The organism is Burkholderia sp. AW49-1 (genome assembly GCF_053427845.1).
In genome coordinates this window covers 129,532-143,125 of sequence record NZ_JBSAXF010000003.1, presented here as the reverse complement: position 1 = coordinate 143,125, position 13,594 = coordinate 129,532, and the positions used below count along the sequence as shown (strand labels likewise).

Genomic DNA, 13,594 nt, shown 5'->3' with positions numbered 1-13,594 from the left:
AAACGCCATGACGTCACGTATCGCCCATCCGCCCGGCACGCATGCATTCGCGTCGTCGTTCGGCGCGGCCTGCATCGACACTACCCACACGCGCTTCCGCCTGTGGGCGCCCGCGAGCCGCACGGCCTCGGTCGAACTGCACGGCGAGCAGCGCGTCCCGATGCCGGCCGTCGGCGACGGCTGGTTCGAGGTCGTCGCACCATACGGCCCCGGCACGCTTTACCGCTTCCTGCTCGACGACGGTCTCGCCGTGCCCGATCCCGCGTCGCGCTTCCAGCCCGATGGCGTGCATGGCCCGAGCCAGGTCGTCGACCCGACCGCATACCGCTGGCGCAACGATGCGTGGCGTGGCCGGCCGTGGCACGAGACGGTGCTGTACGAACTGCACGTCGGCGCGTGCGGCGGCTATGCGAACGTCGAGCGACGCCTGCGGGAGATCGCCGCGCTCGGCGTGACCGCGATCGAGCTGATGCCCGTCAACGCATTCCCCGGCGCCCGCAACTGGGGGTACGACGGCGTGCTGCCGTTCGCGCCCGACGCGTCGTACGGACGGCCCGAGGAGCTGAAGGCGCTCGTCGATGCGGCGCACGGGCTCGGGCTGCAGGTGTTGCTCGACGTCGTGTACAACCATTTCGGCCCCGAAGGCAACATGCTGCCGCGCTATGCGCCGGAATTCTTCCGTGCGGACAGGCAGACCGCGTGGGGGCCCGCGATCGACTTCTCGCGGGCGCAGACGAGCGCATTCTTCATCGACAACGCGCTGTACTGGCTCGACGAATTCCGTTTCGACGGCCTGCGCATCGACGCCGCGCATGCGATCGACGACGACGCGTGGCTGCGCGCGCTCGCGCGCCGCGTGCGCGCGTATGCGGGTGACGCGCGTCACGTGCACCTGGTGCTCGAGAACGAACGCAATGCGGCGAGCCTGCTCGGGCCCGACGTCTTCGACGCGCAGTGGAACGACGATTTCCACAACAGCGCGCACGTGCTGCTGACCGGCGAGCGCGACGGCTATTACCGCGCGTACGCCGATGCGCCGCTGCGCCATCTCGCGCGCACCCTCGGCGAAGGGTTCGCGTACCAGGGCGAGCCGTCGCCGCTGCACGACGGCTCGCCGCGCGGCGAGCCGAGCGCGCACCTGCCGCCGACCGCGTTCGTCTCGTTCCTGCAGAACCACGACCAGATCGGCAACCGCGCGTTCGGCGAACGGCTGCGCGCGCTCGCGAACGACGACGCGGTACGCGCGGCCACCGCCCTGATGCTGCTCGCGCCGCAGATTCCGCTGCTGTTCATGGGCGAGGAAGACGGCAGCACGCAGCCGTTCCAGTTCTTCACCGACTATCGCGGCGCGCTCGCCGACGCGGTGCGCGAAGGCCGGCGCCGCGAGTTCGCCGCGTTTCCCGCATTCGCCGATCCCGCGCATCGCGACGCGATTCCCGATCCGAACGACGTCGGCACCTTCGTGCGCTCGTCGCCCGGCCATGCCGGTGAGGACGCATGGCCCGACGCCGACGCGTGGCGGTGTTTCTATCGCAGCGCGCTGACCGTGCGCGCGGCGCTCGTGACGCCGCACCTGCCGGGCACCCGCGCGCTCGGCGTCGAACTGCTGGCCTGCAACGGCGACGGCGCTGCGGAGGCGCTCGTCGCACGCTGGCGGCTCGGCGACGGCAGCACGCTGACGATCGCGTTCAATCCCGGCTCGCACGACGCGATGCTGCCCGCGCTGCCGGTCGGCAAGATCGTGTTCGAGACGCCGCCGCGCGCGCGCGACCGGCTGGCCGACGCGCGGCTGCCCGCGTGCACCTGCATCGCGTGGCGCGACGGCGCGGTGAACCACGATGCGCTGAGCCACCGCTCGAACGGGCATACGCGGCCATGACGACCGACGTCGCGATCGCCGATCTCGCGCGTGCGGCCGGGCTGGAGCCCGACTGGGTCGATTCGGGCGGCGTCGCCCGGCGAGTGGACGACGACGCGCTCGTCGCGCTCGTCGATGCACTCGGCTGGCCGTGCGGCACGCCGATCGAGCGGGTCGACAGCGCGGCGGCGCTCGCCGACGCGCACGACGCGACGCCGCGCGTCGTGACCGGCGACGCCGGCGTGCCGCTCACGCTGCCGCGCGATGTCGCACCGCCCGGCGCGCGCTTCCGGATTTCACTCGAATCGGGCGGACACGTCGACGGGCGCGTGACCGGCGCGGGCGAACACGGCACGCTGCCGCCGCTCGCGGTGCCCGGTTATCACGCGCTCGACATCGGCGAGCAGCGGATCGGCCTTGCGATCGCGCCGCCGCGGACCCGGCCGTTCGATGCCCGCGACGACGCGCCGGACACGCGGCGCCGCTGGGGCATCGCGGCCCAGATCTACAGCCTGCGCCGCCCGGGCGACGACGCCGCGGGCGACTACACCGCGCTCGCCGGCCTCGCCACGCGCGCGGCGCGGCACGGCGCGCACGCGGTCGCGACCAGTCCGACGCATGCCGGGTATCCGGCGCTGCCCGAACGCGACAGTCCGTATTCGCCGTCGTCGCGGCGCTGGCACAACGTCGCGTATCTCGACTGCGATGCGGTGCCGGGGGCCGACATCGTGCGGCGAACGCGCGGTGCGGCGCCGGACATCGCCAACGCGGGCGACACGCCGCTGATCGACTGGCCGCACGTGCTGCCGCTGAAGCTGCGTCGGTTGCGCGCGTGCTTCGACGCGTGGCGCGCGAACGGCGAGCCGTCGCGCGACGCGTTCGAGCGGTTCCGCGCGACAGGCGGTGCGGCGCTCGACGCGCATACGCGCTTCGACGCGCTGCAGGCGTTCTGCATCGAACACGGGATCGGCGCGGACTGGCGGCAATGGCCCGCGCAATGGCGGACGCCGGCGTCGGCCGAGGTCGACGCCTTCGCCCATGCGCATGCCGAGTCGATCGCGTTCCATACGTTCTTGCAATGGTGCGCGTCGGACGCGCTCGGCAACGCGCAGCATGCGGCGCGCGATGCGGGGATGGCGATCGGGCTGATCGCCGATCTCGCGGTGGGCTCCGACCAGGCCGGCAGCGATGCGTGGGCGCATGGCACGACGTTGCTGCGCGGCGTGTCGGTCGGCGCGCCGCCCGACCTGTTCAATGCGGACGGCCAGGCCTGGGGCGTGACGACGTGGACACCCGCCGCACTGCGCGCGAACGGCTTCGCGCCGTTCTTCGAGCTGCTGCGCGCGGCCTTCGCGCATGCGGGCGGGATCCGCATCGATCACGTGCTCGGCTTCGCGCGGATGTGGATCGTGCCGGAGGGCCGCTCGCCGCGCGACGGTGCGTACCTGCGCTATCCGGTCGACGATCTCGTCCGGCTGGTCGCGCTGGAGGCGGCACGGCATCGCGCGGTCGCGATCGGCGAAGATCTCGGCACGGTGCCGACAGGTTTTCGCGAGCGGCTTGGCGCGCAGGGCATCGCGGGGATGCGCGTGCTGTGGTTCGAACGTGAAGCCGATCGCGCGTTTCGGCCGCCGTCGGCGTGGGATCGCGACACGATCGCAATGACGTCGACGCATGATCTGCCGACGGTGGCCGGCTGGTGGCGTGGCGTCGATCTCGAATGGCGGCGGGTCGTGGCCGGGGTGGATGCGGATGCCGCTGCGGCCGAGCGTGGACGCAACGACGGCGACGACATCGGTCGCGCCGCGGCCGCACTGGGCTCGGGCCGCGACGAACGGAACGATCCGGTCATGCGTGACGATACGCCGGCCACGGATGGCAGCCACGGCGCGCCCTCCGCGCGGAACACTGCGTCGCCCGCTCCAGACCTCACGGCCGCCCGGGCCGAACGCACCGCCGACCGCGCGATGCTGTGGCGCGCGTTGCAACGAGCGGGCTGCGCACCGGCGAGCGACCCGATCCCGCCCGCCGATACGCCACCCGTCGACGCCGTCCTCGCGTACGTCGCGCGCAGCCCGTCGCCGCTCGCGATCGTGCCGCTCGAGGATCTGCTCGCGCTGCCCGAGCAGCCGAACCTCCCCGGCCCGCCACGCGGCCATCCGAACTGGCTGCGCCGGCTGCCGCGCACGGTCGACGCGCTGTTCGATGCAGACGTGCGCACGCGAATCGCGGCGATCGAGCGCGCACGCCATGCATCGGAGGACGACGCATGACCCCGCGCGCGACCCTGCGATTGCAGTTGCACGCAGGCCTCACGTTCGACGACGCGGCCGCACACGCGGACTATTTCGCGCGGCTCGGCGTGAGCCACCTGTACCTGTCGCCGATCACGACGGCCGAGCCCGGCTCGACGCACGGCTACGACACCGTCGACCATCGCGCGATCAGTGCGGAACTCGGCGGCGACGCCGGTTTCCGCCGGCTCGTCGACGCGTTGCGTGCGCGCGGCCTCGGCGTGATCGTCGATATCGTGCCGAACCACATGGGTGTCGGCGGCGCATCGAACGACTGGTGGAACGACGTGCTCGAATGGGGGCAGGCGAGCCCGTATGCACGCTACTTCGACATCGTCTGGCATCCGCCCGATGCGGCGCTCGACGGCAAAGTGCTGCTGCCGTGCCTTGGCGCGCCGTACGGCGACGCGCTCGCGGCCGGCGACATCACGCTCGGCGCCGATCCGTCGACCGGGCGCTTCTTCATCGCATGCCCGGGCAGGAGGTTGCCGGTCGCCGCCGCAACTTATGCAGAAATTTTGCGCATCGCCAATCGCGCGGACCTCAACGCACTCGCCGAACGTTTCGCTTCCGCGGCGATGCGCGGCAGCGCGCGCCTCGCGGATGCGCATACTGCGCTGCGCGACTACGCCGCCACCCACGGCCCGCATGCGTTCGACGCGATCCTGCGCGGCGCCGATCCGCGCCGCGCGCGCTCGCGCGCGTGCCTGCACCGGCTGCTCGAACGCCAGCATTACCGGCTCGCATGGTGGCGCACGGCCGCCGACGAACTGAACTGGCGGCGTTTCTTCGACATCGCGACGCTCGCGGCCGTGCGCGTCGAGGACGAAGCGGTGTTCGACGCGGTGCACGCGCTGCCATTGGAACTTCATGCGGCCGGCTTCATCGACGGGCTGCGCGTCGATCACGTCGACGGCCTCGCCGACCCGCGCGCGTATTGCCGGCGCCTGCATGCGCGGCTCGCCGCGCAGCGCGACGAACGGCCGTATGTCGTCGTCGAGAAGATTCTCGCGCCGGGCGAGACGCTGCGCGAGGACTGGCGCGTCGACGGCACGACCGGCTACGACTTCATGAACGACGTAGCCGCACTGCTGCATGACCCGGCCGGCGCCGCGCCGCTCGCCGCGCACTGGGCAGCCGTGTCGGGATCGGCGCGCTCGTTCGCTCGGGAAGCGGTGGCCGGCAAGCGGCGCGTGCTGACTCGGCAGCTGGCGGGCGAGCATGAACGCGTCGCGCTGGCGTTGCACCGCGTCGCCCGCGCCGCGCCCGCCACGCGCGACATCAGCAGGATCGCGATCCATCGGGTACTGGGCGAGCTCGCCGTGCATCTGCCCGTGTACCGGATGTACCCGACCCTCGGCGAAGAGCCGGCCGCCTCCGATCGTCGCGTGCTGGCGCGCGCGTACGACGCGGCCTGTGCGGCGATCGATCCGTCCGACCGCTACGCGCTCGATCGCGTCGCCGGCTGGCTCGGGCTGCCCGGCACGCGCGTGCCGCGCGCGGATGCCGCGGCGCTGCACGCGGCGCGTGTCGCGTTCGCGCAGCTCACCGCGCCGCTTGCCGCGAAGGGCGTCGAGGACACGGCCAACTATCGCTACGGACGGCTGCTGTCGCGCAACGAAGTCGGCGCCGATGCCGGCGAGTTCAGCCTGTCGCGCGGCGCGTTCCACGCACGCAACCGGCGTCGCGCGCGCACCGTGCCGCATACGCTCGTCGCGACCGCGACGCACGATCACAAGCGCGGCGAGGATGCGCGCGCGCGGCTCGCGGTGTTGAGCGAAGTGCCGGACCTGTGGCGCGCGATGTCGCTCGACTGGTCCGCATTGAACCAGTCTCGGCGCGGCGCCGCGCATCGCGACCTTGCCTGGACGCCGGGGCCTTCCGCGGAGGCGATGCTGTACCAGACGCTCGTCGGCTGCTGGCCGCCGGGGCTCGCACCCGACGACGCGGCCGGACTCGCGGCGCTCACGGAACGCGTGGTGCGATGGCAGACGAAGGCGCTGCGCGAGGCGAAACGGCATACGGACTGGCTCGCGCCGGACGCGGGCTACGAGCGCGCTTGCGAGGCATTCGTCCGCGCGATCATGACGCCGCACTGCACGGGCGATTTCGTGCACCGACTGCATGCGTTCGTCGCGCGAATCGCGCCGGCCGGCGTCGTCAACGGTCTCGCGCAGGCGACGTTGCGGATGGCGTCGCCGGGCGTGCCCGATCTGTATCAAGGTACCGAGTCATGGGATCACTCGCTCGTCGATCCGGACAACCGGCGCGACGTGCCGTTTGAGAAGCTGGCGGCCGAGCGGGTCGACGAGCCGGTCGCCGCGTACCTGCGCGACTGGCCCGATGCGCGGGTAAAGCGCGCGCTCGTCGAGCGGATGCTCGCGTTGCGCACGCGCTGGCCGAGGACGTTTACAGATGGCGCGTACGTGCCGCTGCGCGTGCGCGGAAAACTCGGGCGGCATGCGGTGGCCTTCGCGCGTCGCGACGAGGCTGCGACGGTCGTGGTCGCGGTGACGCGGCTTGCGTGCCGCCTACTCGGCGAAGCACCGGAGTTGCCGCGCGTGGAACCGCGGGAATGGGGCGATACGGCAGTAGTCGTGCCGCACGGCGCCGGCGAGCGGTGGATCGATTGGCTGAGCGACGGAAGCGAAGTCGCGGCGCCGGACGGCGTGATCCGGCTCGATCGCTGTCTGGCCGCATTGCCGGTTGCGGTGCTGGTGGCCATCGATACGAAGGGCCCGCGAACGTAATCGGTTTTCTGCGAAGGCGGCCAGCGCCTCGAGGCCCCCTTCTCACCGCGCTCCAGTTACCCGTAAGGTTCAGATCGCCCGCTGATTCACCCGATTCGACAATGCCTCCGCGCTCTCCTTGCGCTCGCTGTACCGGTCGACCAGATACGGACCGATGTCGCGCGTCAGCAGCGTGAACTTCACCAGTTCCTCCATCACGTCGACCACGCGATCGAAATAGGCCGACGGCTTCATCCGCCCCGCTTCGTCGAATTCCATGAACGCCTTGGCTACCGACGACTGGTTCGGGATCGTCAGCATGCGCATCCAGCGCCCGAGCACGCGCATCTGATTCACCGCGTTGAACGACTGCGAGCCGCCGCTGACCTGCATCACCGCGAGCGTCTTGCCCTGCGTCGGCCGCACGGCGCCGACCGTCAGTGGAATCCAGTCGATCTGCGACTTCATGATGCCGGTCATCGCGCCGTGCCGTTCCGGCGAGCACCACACCATCCCTTCCGACCACTGCACCAGTTCACGCAGCTCGACGACTTTCGGGTGGCTCTCCGGCGCATCGTCGGGCAACGGCAGGCCGCTCGGATTGAACACGCGCACCTCGGCACCCATCGCCGTGAGCAGACGCTCGGCCTCCTCGACCAGCAGGCGGCTGAACGAACGCTCGCGCAACGAACCGTACAGCAGCAGGAAACGCGGCGGATGCGTGGACGGCGACGCCGGCCGCAAGCGGCTTGCGTCCGGCACGCGGAAGAGTTCGGGGTCGAGTTGCGGCAGGTCGGTCAGGCGGTCGGTCATGGATGGATTCCGTGGTTGGCTCATGCGCGCTCGTACCAGCCCTTCGACCGGTTCACGATGCGCACCACCAGCAGCATGACCGGCACCTCGATCAGCACGCCGACAACGGTCGCGAGCGCCGCGCCGGAGTGAAAACCGAACAGGCTGATCGCGGCCGCGACGGCGAGCTCGAAGAAATTGGATGCGCCGATCAGCGCGGACGGGCACGCGACGTTGTGCTTCTCGCCCACCGCGCGGTTGAGCCAGTACGCGAGCGCCGCGTTGAAGAACACCTGGATCAGGATCGGCACCGCGAGCAGCGCGATCACCAGCGGCTGCTTGAGGATCGCCTCGCCCTGGAACGCGAACAGGAGCACGAGCGTCGCGAGCAGCGCGGCGATCGACCACGGGCCGATCCTCGCCATCGCGGCATCGAACGCCGCCTGCCCGCTCCGCAGCAGCCGCTTGCGCCAGAGCTGCGCGAGGATCACCGGAATCACGATGTAGAGCAGCACCGACGTGAGCAGCGTCGCCCACGGCACGGTAATCGCGGACATCCCCAGCAGCAGCCCGACCAGCGGCGCGAACGCGATCATCATGATGCTGTCGTTCAACGCGACTTGCGACAGCGTGAACAGCGGATCGCCGCCCGTGAGCCGGCTCCACACGAACACCATTGCCGTGCACGGCGCGGCGGCCAGCAGGATCAGGCCGGCGACGTAGCTGTCGAGCTGGTCCGCCGGCAGCATCGGCGCGAACAGCTGGCGGATGAACAGCCAGCCGAGGAAAGCCATCGAGAACGGCTTGACGAGCCAGTTCACGGCGAGCGTGACGCCGATCCCCTTCACGTGCTGCCGCACTTCATGCAGCGCGCCGAAGTCGACCTTCACGAGCATCGGGATGATCATCACCCAGATCAGCAACCCGACCGGCAGGTTCACCTGCGCGTACTCGATCCGGCCGATCCGCTGGAACAGGCCGGGCAGCACCTGGCCGAGCGCGATGCCGGCGACGATGCACAGCGCGACCCAGAGCGTCAGGTAGCGTTCGAAAAAATTGATCGCCGGCTTCGCGGCGGCGTCGCAAGGCGGGAGGGTGTTGGACGTATTCATCGGACAGGATTCGATGCTGGAAAAATGCACGGCGCACACGAGTTCGCGCGCGCCCCGTGCGGGCGCTCAGTTCCGCGAGATGTCGGTCAATGCCGCCTGGAGTTCGGCGTCGCTCATCCGGTCGAGCGGCAACGCCAGCAGTTGCAGCATCCGGTAACCGATCGCCTCGCGCGTCAGTTCGAACGCGAGCCGCTTGCCTGCATCGCCGCCCTCGGCGTTCGACGGATCGGCGTAGCCCCAGTGAACTTTCACCGGGCTGCCGGGCCAGTACGGGCAAGCCTCCGCAGCCGCGCTATCGCATACCGTGATGACGACGCGCATCCGCGGCGCGCCGTCGCCGACGAATTCGTCCCAGCGCTTGCTGCGGTATCCGCCGACGTCGACGCCGGCGCGCGTCAGCGCGTCGAGCGCGAACGGATTGAGCCGGCCGCTCGGCGCGCTGCCGGCGCTGTAGGCGCGCACGTCGCGGCCGAGTTTCGCGGCCCAGTGATTGAGCATGCCCTCCGCGAGCACGCTGCGGGCGGAGTTGTGGGTGCAGAGGATCAGGACGTTGGTGGTCATCGGGGGGGGGGCGGGAGGTGTGCTTACGTTGGGTCGGAGCAGGCGGTCGAACAGGCGGAGGCCGGCGTGCACGGATTGCCACCGCAGCAGTTCTCGGTCAGGTAGCCGATCAGCCCGTTCATCGTCGCGAAGTTCGCGCAATAGAACACGAAGCGGCCTTCCTGGCGGCTCGTGACGAGTTGCGCGTGGGCCAGTTCCTTCAGATGAAACGACAGCGACGATGGCGGCACGTCGAGCAGCGTCGCGATTTGCCCGGCAGGCAGGCCCGACGGGCCGGCCTGCACGAGCGCGCGGAATACGGCAAGGCGCGACTCGTGCGCGAGGGCCGACAGGGCGGCGATGGTCTGGTTCGTTTCCATTTTTCGATAATACTTGAAATATGGAAACGATGATACAGCGCGACTCTCACGATGGCTCACGATCACTCGCGACCGATCGCCAGCGCCCGACGCGACCGGCGCACGAGCAACAAGCGCTCGAGGTCACGACCACTCTTCCGGCGGCATCGCCCCGCTGTCGTCCTCCCAATGCGCTTCGGCGGCCTCGTGACCGCTGCTCGGCGCGACCGGGCCATTCCCGCCGCTGCGTTCGGCCCGCCGAGTATCCTGACGTGACGTCGATGCGCGCACCCGTGCCCGTGTGCGGGTCGGCGCCACGGTCCGCTGTTCGCCGCCGCGGCGCTCGTCGGTCTGCGCCGCATCGTTCGTCTGTCGCACATTCGAAGCTGCGTTCATGTGTCCTCTCCTGAGTCGGTGAAAGCATCCGTCGCCCGAGCGCAGCAATTTCGATGCCGCGCACCGGGCAAGCGCCTTGCTATCTGCGTTCGTATCGCAACCTTGCCGGAGGTGACCATGCCGACCGATCCCAGCCCGTCGCCCGTCACACGGCATCGCCTCGGCGAATGGATGGCCCGCGAGGAATCGCACATGGCCGCGTATCGCGAAGCAATCGCGAACGACGCACGCGCGCATGCGGGCGAACGGCTGCGCACGCCGGCCGTGCAGGAACTGGCGCGGCTGTTCGACGACGACGCGGTGCTGCGCATGTGCCTTACCCGCGCGATCGACGAGGCACGCGAAGCGGGCCGCACGCTCGGCTACGCATCGATCGGCGAACTGATGACGGTGATCGATCACCTGATGACCTACACGCCGCCGTTCAGCGAAACGAGCCTGATCGTATGCCCGCTGAATGCGTTCCTCGACTGGCCGATGTGCATGCCGTCGGGCCACGCGGCGTTTCGCGATGCGACGGTCAACGCGCACCTGAAGCAGGTGCTGAACGTGTGGTGCGACTTCCTCGGCGGCCCGCATTCGCGCACGCATCTCGACACGTCGCCACCCGACGGCTGGTTCTGCGCGGAAGCGCGCAAGCGCCTCGGCCTGTCGCAGTTCCAGTATCGCGAAGACCAGCCACACTGGGGCTTCCACTCGTGGAACGACTTCTTCACGCGACGCTTTCGCGCGGGCGCGCGGCCGGTCGCGGCGCCGGACGATGCGCACGTGATCGTCAGCGCGTGCGAGGCCGCGCCGTATCACACCGCTTCGAACGTGAAGATCCGCGACACGTTCTGGGTCAAGGGCCAGCCTTATTCGCTGCGCGACATCTTCACGCCCTCGCGGCTGGCGCTCGCCGAACGGTTCGTCGGCGGCGATCTGTATCAGGCGTATCTGAGCGCATACAACTATCACCGCTGGCACGCGCCGGTGCGCGGCACCGTCACGCATGCGTACCGGGTCGACGGCACCTACTATTCCGTCGCCGAGGCGGAAGGCCCGGACCCGGCCGGCCTCAACGACTCGCAGGGCTACATGACGGCCGTCGCCGCGCGCGCGATCGTCGCGATCGACTGCGACGATCCCGGGATCGGGACCGTCGCGGCCGTGTTCGTCGGAATGGGTGACGTCTCGTCCTGCATCGTCGAAGTCGTACCGGGGCAGCGGGTCGACAAGGGCGACGAGATCGGCTATTTCCAGTACGGCGGCTCGACCTGTTGCCTGCTGTTCGAGACCGGCGTGATCGACCACTTCCCGTCCGCGCCGCCGTTCGACGGCGATGCACCGGTCGTGCAGGTCAACGCGCCGGTGGCGATCGCCCGCTGAACCGTGCGCCGGCCACGCGAACGGGCGTCACGCATCGCGTGTCACGCGTCGTGACCGCCGGCATCGCGGCCGTCGTGCCGCTGCACGCACCGGACGACGATCAGCCCGTCGTCGGTCAGCGCGGGGCGGCGTGTGCCCGATGCGTCCGGACGCAAGACGATCAACTGTCGTTCGACCAGCGCGACGATGTCGTCGCGGTCGGTCTGGATCTGTTCCGGTGCGCGATGCACCAGGAACAGCGCGGCGAATTCATGGGCGGTCAGCATGCTTGGTTCCCCGTTGACGGCTTCCCGCGATGCAGCGGCGGCATCGCGGCGACGCACGGCGCGAAACGTGCGCCGGCGACGAGGGAAGCATGCAGGGAGCGTGCCAGGCGGGGGGACGCGGCCGCCCCCCGTGCGCGAGGGGCGCGCGGCGCGATGTGTCACCGCGAACCGCGTGACGGCCGCTGCAAAGTTTTCAACGACGTGTAAGCGAGGACACGCGCGCTACGCCAGCCGGCCCGCGCCGGCATCCCGCAGCCGCGCGGATCAGGACTTCCTCGAACGGAACAGCCCGGCCCTCGCCGTTTTGCCCGCCGCCTTGTCGCGCACGCGGAAATAGCCGCTGTGCAGTTCCACGCCGCCCTTGCCGTCCGCGAGCACTTCCTCGCACGCGGCCTCGATGCGCGCGCGGCCGCGCTCGAACGCGTCGCGCAGGTCCGCTTCGAGCGCGGAGCGCGCGCCGAAATGGTCCTCGAGCGCTTCGACCGTGATCGCGCACGTGAGCGGCTTCCCGTCGACCTCGACGACGAAACGCATCTGCAGCGCCGCGCCGTCGAACTCGGGTGGCGCGTCGGTCAGCGTCACGTGATGGACGGAATCGGCCGCCATCGCTCAGCCTCCCCGCGACGCGAGACACTGCACCAGCGCGCCGTTGAATGCGGGCAAATCGTCGGGCTTGCGGCTCGTGATCAGGTTGCCGTCGCACACGACCTGTTGGTCGACCCACTTGCCGCCCGCGTTGCGGATGTCGTCCTGCAGGCTCGGCCAGCTCGTCATCGTGCGGCCGTCCACCAGCCCGGACGATACGAGCAGCCAGCCGCCGTGACAGATCGCGGCGATCGGCTTGCCCGCACCGACCGCGGCCGTCACGAATTCGCGCGCGGCCGGCAGCATCCGGATCGCGTCGCCGTTGACGACGCCGCCCGGCAGCACGACCGCGTCGTAGTCGCCTTCGCGCGCATCGTCGAAGGTACGGTCGACCTTCACGCGCTCGCCCTTGTCGACGTGCCTGAGCCCCTGGATCTCGCCGCGCTTCTGCGAAATCACGTCGACCTGCGCGCCTTCGGCCGCGAGCGCGCGCTGCGGCTCGACGAGTTCGGCTTCCTCGAAGCCGTCGACCGCGAGTATCGCCACCTTGCAATGGTCCAGCTTGCCGATCATGGAGCGCCCCCTTGTTGATGTTGCGGCACCGGTCGTGCCATGCCCGTCGCGCAGCAATCTGCGTGCCGCGCATGGGACCGCCACCGCGCGCGCCACCGCATCCATGGGGCGCGACCCGCAATCGCCGATTGGCCGCACGCGCGCGCGCCGCCGCGTGACGCGTGGGGGCCGACGTCACGCCGCGCCATGCGGCGTCTGCAAAGATTTCAACGCGATGTAACGCGAGTGCCGCCCGGCGCCGTCATGCACGGCCGCTCCCGTGCGCGGGTCACATCTGGCTCGAAGCGCTCATTGCAGATGACGCGCCGCATCGAGCATCGCGTCGGTCAGCTCGACCGTCAGCGTCAGGTCTTCAGTGACGTCGGGCAGCGTGTCGAGCGTGGCCTGCACGGCATCGTGCAGCATCGCGTGCACGCGCATCCGCGCGCCGTCGTCGAGATCCGCATAGCGCTCCATCGTGTCGCAGTCGAGTGCGAGCACCACGGCGTGCCGCGCGGTATCGGGCGGCGCATCGGACGCCGGCGCCCAGGCCGCATGAAACGTGATCCTGCCGGTCTCGATGTCGAGATGCACCGTCGTATCGAGATCGTCGGTATCGACCGCGTCGGTGTCCAGTTCGTCGCGGTCGAGCGAGATCCGGGAATTCGATTGCATGATGTCCTCCTGCGTGGTGGCGGTGCCGGCCCCGCGGCCGACGCCCGCCATCGCGCCGCGCCGGTCGC

13 protein-coding genes are annotated in these 13,594 nt (G+C 70.2%); 4 read left to right on the top strand and 9 right to left on the bottom strand.

The annotated features are described in order from the left end of the window. The first annotated feature begins 7 nt into the window (after positions 1-7). The 3 genes from treZ to treY are packed head-to-tail and all read left to right on the top strand — an operon-like array spanning position 8 to position 6,902. Positions 8-1,879, top strand: coding sequence for a malto-oligosyltrehalose trehalohydrolase (gene treZ, locus ACV22W_RS07205; RefSeq protein WP_448018559.1), 1,872 nt, complete (start codon positions 8-10; stop codon positions 1,877-1,879). Beyond that, positions 1,876-4,131 (top strand): 4-alpha-glucanotransferase, encoded by a 2,256-nt coding sequence (gene malQ, locus ACV22W_RS07200; RefSeq protein WP_448018558.1) that lies wholly within the window; start codon positions 1,876-1,878, stop codon positions 4,129-4,131. Before treZ ends, malQ begins: the two co-directional genes overlap by 4 nt. Beyond that, positions 4,128-6,902 carry a malto-oligosyltrehalose synthase gene (gene treY / locus ACV22W_RS07195; RefSeq protein WP_448018557.1) on the top strand — a complete coding sequence of 925 codons (2,775 nt, stop codon included), beginning with the start codon at positions 4,128-4,130 and terminating at the stop codon, positions 6,900-6,902. Before malQ ends, treY begins: the two co-directional genes overlap by 4 nt. Before the next feature lie 69 nt (positions 6,903-6,971). Here the strand turns inward: treY and arsH are convergent, their stop codons facing one another. The 5 genes from arsH to ACV22W_RS07170 form a co-directional block, all read right to left on the bottom strand. Further along, positions 6,972-7,694: an arsenical resistance protein ArsH gene (gene arsH / locus ACV22W_RS07190; protein WP_448018556.1), complete on the bottom strand. Its 723-nt coding sequence runs from the start codon at positions 7,692-7,694 to the stop codon at positions 6,972-6,974. A 20-nt stretch (positions 7,695-7,714) separates the two neighbouring features. Beyond that, positions 7,715-8,785 carry an ACR3 family arsenite efflux transporter gene (gene arsB / locus ACV22W_RS07185; RefSeq protein ID WP_448018555.1) on the bottom strand — a complete coding sequence of 357 codons (1,071 nt, stop codon included), beginning with the start codon at positions 8,783-8,785 and terminating at the stop codon, positions 7,715-7,717. A 66-nt stretch (positions 8,786-8,851) separates the two neighbouring features. Beyond that, positions 8,852-9,346, bottom strand: a complete 495-nt coding sequence (locus ACV22W_RS07180; protein ID WP_448018554.1) for an arsenate reductase ArsC — start codon at positions 9,344-9,346, stop codon at positions 8,852-8,854. 23 nt (positions 9,347-9,369) lie between these two features. After that, positions 9,370-9,705 (bottom strand): ArsR/SmtB family transcription factor, encoded by a 336-nt coding sequence (locus tag ACV22W_RS07175; protein WP_059816985.1) that lies wholly within the window; start codon positions 9,703-9,705, stop codon positions 9,370-9,372. Between the two features lie 123 nt (positions 9,706-9,828). Beyond that, complete coding sequence (locus ACV22W_RS07170) at positions 9,829-10,080, bottom strand: hypothetical protein (protein ID WP_448018553.1); 252 nt, start codon at positions 10,078-10,080, stop codon at positions 9,829-9,831. 117 nt (positions 10,081-10,197) lie between these two features. On the opposite strand from ACV22W_RS07170, the gene ACV22W_RS07165 reads away from it, so the two are divergent. Next, positions 10,198-11,448, top strand: coding sequence for a phosphatidylserine decarboxylase family protein (locus tag ACV22W_RS07165; protein WP_448018552.1), 1,251 nt, complete (start codon positions 10,198-10,200; stop codon positions 11,446-11,448). A gap of 41 nt (positions 11,449-11,489) precedes the next feature. On the opposite strand, the gene ACV22W_RS07160 is transcribed toward ACV22W_RS07165, so the two are convergent. The 4 genes from ACV22W_RS07160 to ACV22W_RS07145 form a co-directional block, all read right to left on the bottom strand. After that, complete coding sequence (locus ACV22W_RS07160; RefSeq protein WP_448018551.1) at positions 11,490-11,714, bottom strand: hypothetical protein; 225 nt, start codon at positions 11,712-11,714, stop codon at positions 11,490-11,492. A 264-nt stretch (positions 11,715-11,978) separates the two neighbouring features. Further along, the gene (locus ACV22W_RS07155) at positions 11,979-12,320 is read right to left on the bottom strand and encodes a DUF1488 domain-containing protein (RefSeq protein ID WP_448018550.1); all 342 of its coding nucleotides are present in this window, start codon (positions 12,318-12,320) and stop codon (positions 11,979-11,981) included. Between the two features lie 3 nt (positions 12,321-12,323). Next, positions 12,324-12,872, bottom strand: a complete 549-nt coding sequence (locus ACV22W_RS07150; RefSeq protein ID WP_448018549.1) for a type 1 glutamine amidotransferase domain-containing protein — start codon at positions 12,870-12,872, stop codon at positions 12,324-12,326. Positions 12,873-13,160: 288 nt separating this feature from the next. Then, positions 13,161-13,526 carry a DUF3022 domain-containing protein gene (locus tag ACV22W_RS07145; protein WP_448018548.1) on the bottom strand — a complete coding sequence of 122 codons (366 nt, stop codon included), beginning with the start codon at positions 13,524-13,526 and terminating at the stop codon, positions 13,161-13,163. Positions 13,527-13,594: the final 68 nt, after the last annotated feature.

What these genes read in the sequence shown, in the direction of transcription:
- treZ (WP_448018559.1), top strand. Translation starts at nt 8, where the DNA reads ATGACGTCACGTATCGCCCATCCGCCCGGCACGCATGCATTCGCGTCG.
- malQ (WP_448018558.1), top strand. Translation starts at nt 1,876, where the DNA reads ATGACGACCGACGTCGCGATCGCCGATCTCGCGCGTGCGGCCGGGCTG.
- treY (WP_448018557.1), top strand. Translation starts at nt 4,128, where the DNA reads ATGACCCCGCGCGCGACCCTGCGATTGCAGTTGCACGCAGGCCTCACG.
- arsH (WP_448018556.1), bottom strand. Translation starts at nt 7,694, where the DNA reads ATGACCGACCGCCTGACCGACCTGCCGCAACTCGACCCCGAACTCTTC.
- arsB (WP_448018555.1), bottom strand. Translation starts at nt 8,785, where the DNA reads ATGAATACGTCCAACACCCTCCCGCCTTGCGACGCCGCCGCGAAGCCG.
- ACV22W_RS07180 (WP_448018554.1), bottom strand. Translation starts at nt 9,346, where the DNA reads ATGACCACCAACGTCCTGATCCTCTGCACCCACAACTCCGCCCGCAGC.
- ACV22W_RS07175 (WP_059816985.1), bottom strand. Translation starts at nt 9,705, where the DNA reads ATGGAAACGAACCAGACCATCGCCGCCCTGTCGGCCCTCGCGCACGAG.
- ACV22W_RS07170 (WP_448018553.1), bottom strand. Translation starts at nt 10,080, where the DNA reads ATGAACGCAGCTTCGAATGTGCGACAGACGAACGATGCGGCGCAGACC.
- ACV22W_RS07165 (WP_448018552.1), top strand. Translation starts at nt 10,198, where the DNA reads ATGCCGACCGATCCCAGCCCGTCGCCCGTCACACGGCATCGCCTCGGC.
- ACV22W_RS07160 (WP_448018551.1), bottom strand. Translation starts at nt 11,714, where the DNA reads ATGCTGACCGCCCATGAATTCGCCGCGCTGTTCCTGGTGCATCGCGCA.
- ACV22W_RS07155 (WP_448018550.1), bottom strand. Translation starts at nt 12,320, where the DNA reads ATGGCGGCCGATTCCGTCCATCACGTGACGCTGACCGACGCGCCACCC.
- ACV22W_RS07150 (WP_448018549.1), bottom strand. Translation starts at nt 12,872, where the DNA reads ATGATCGGCAAGCTGGACCATTGCAAGGTGGCGATACTCGCGGTCGAC.
- ACV22W_RS07145 (WP_448018548.1), bottom strand. Translation starts at nt 13,526, where the DNA reads ATGCAATCGAATTCCCGGATCTCGCTCGACCGCGACGAACTGGACACC.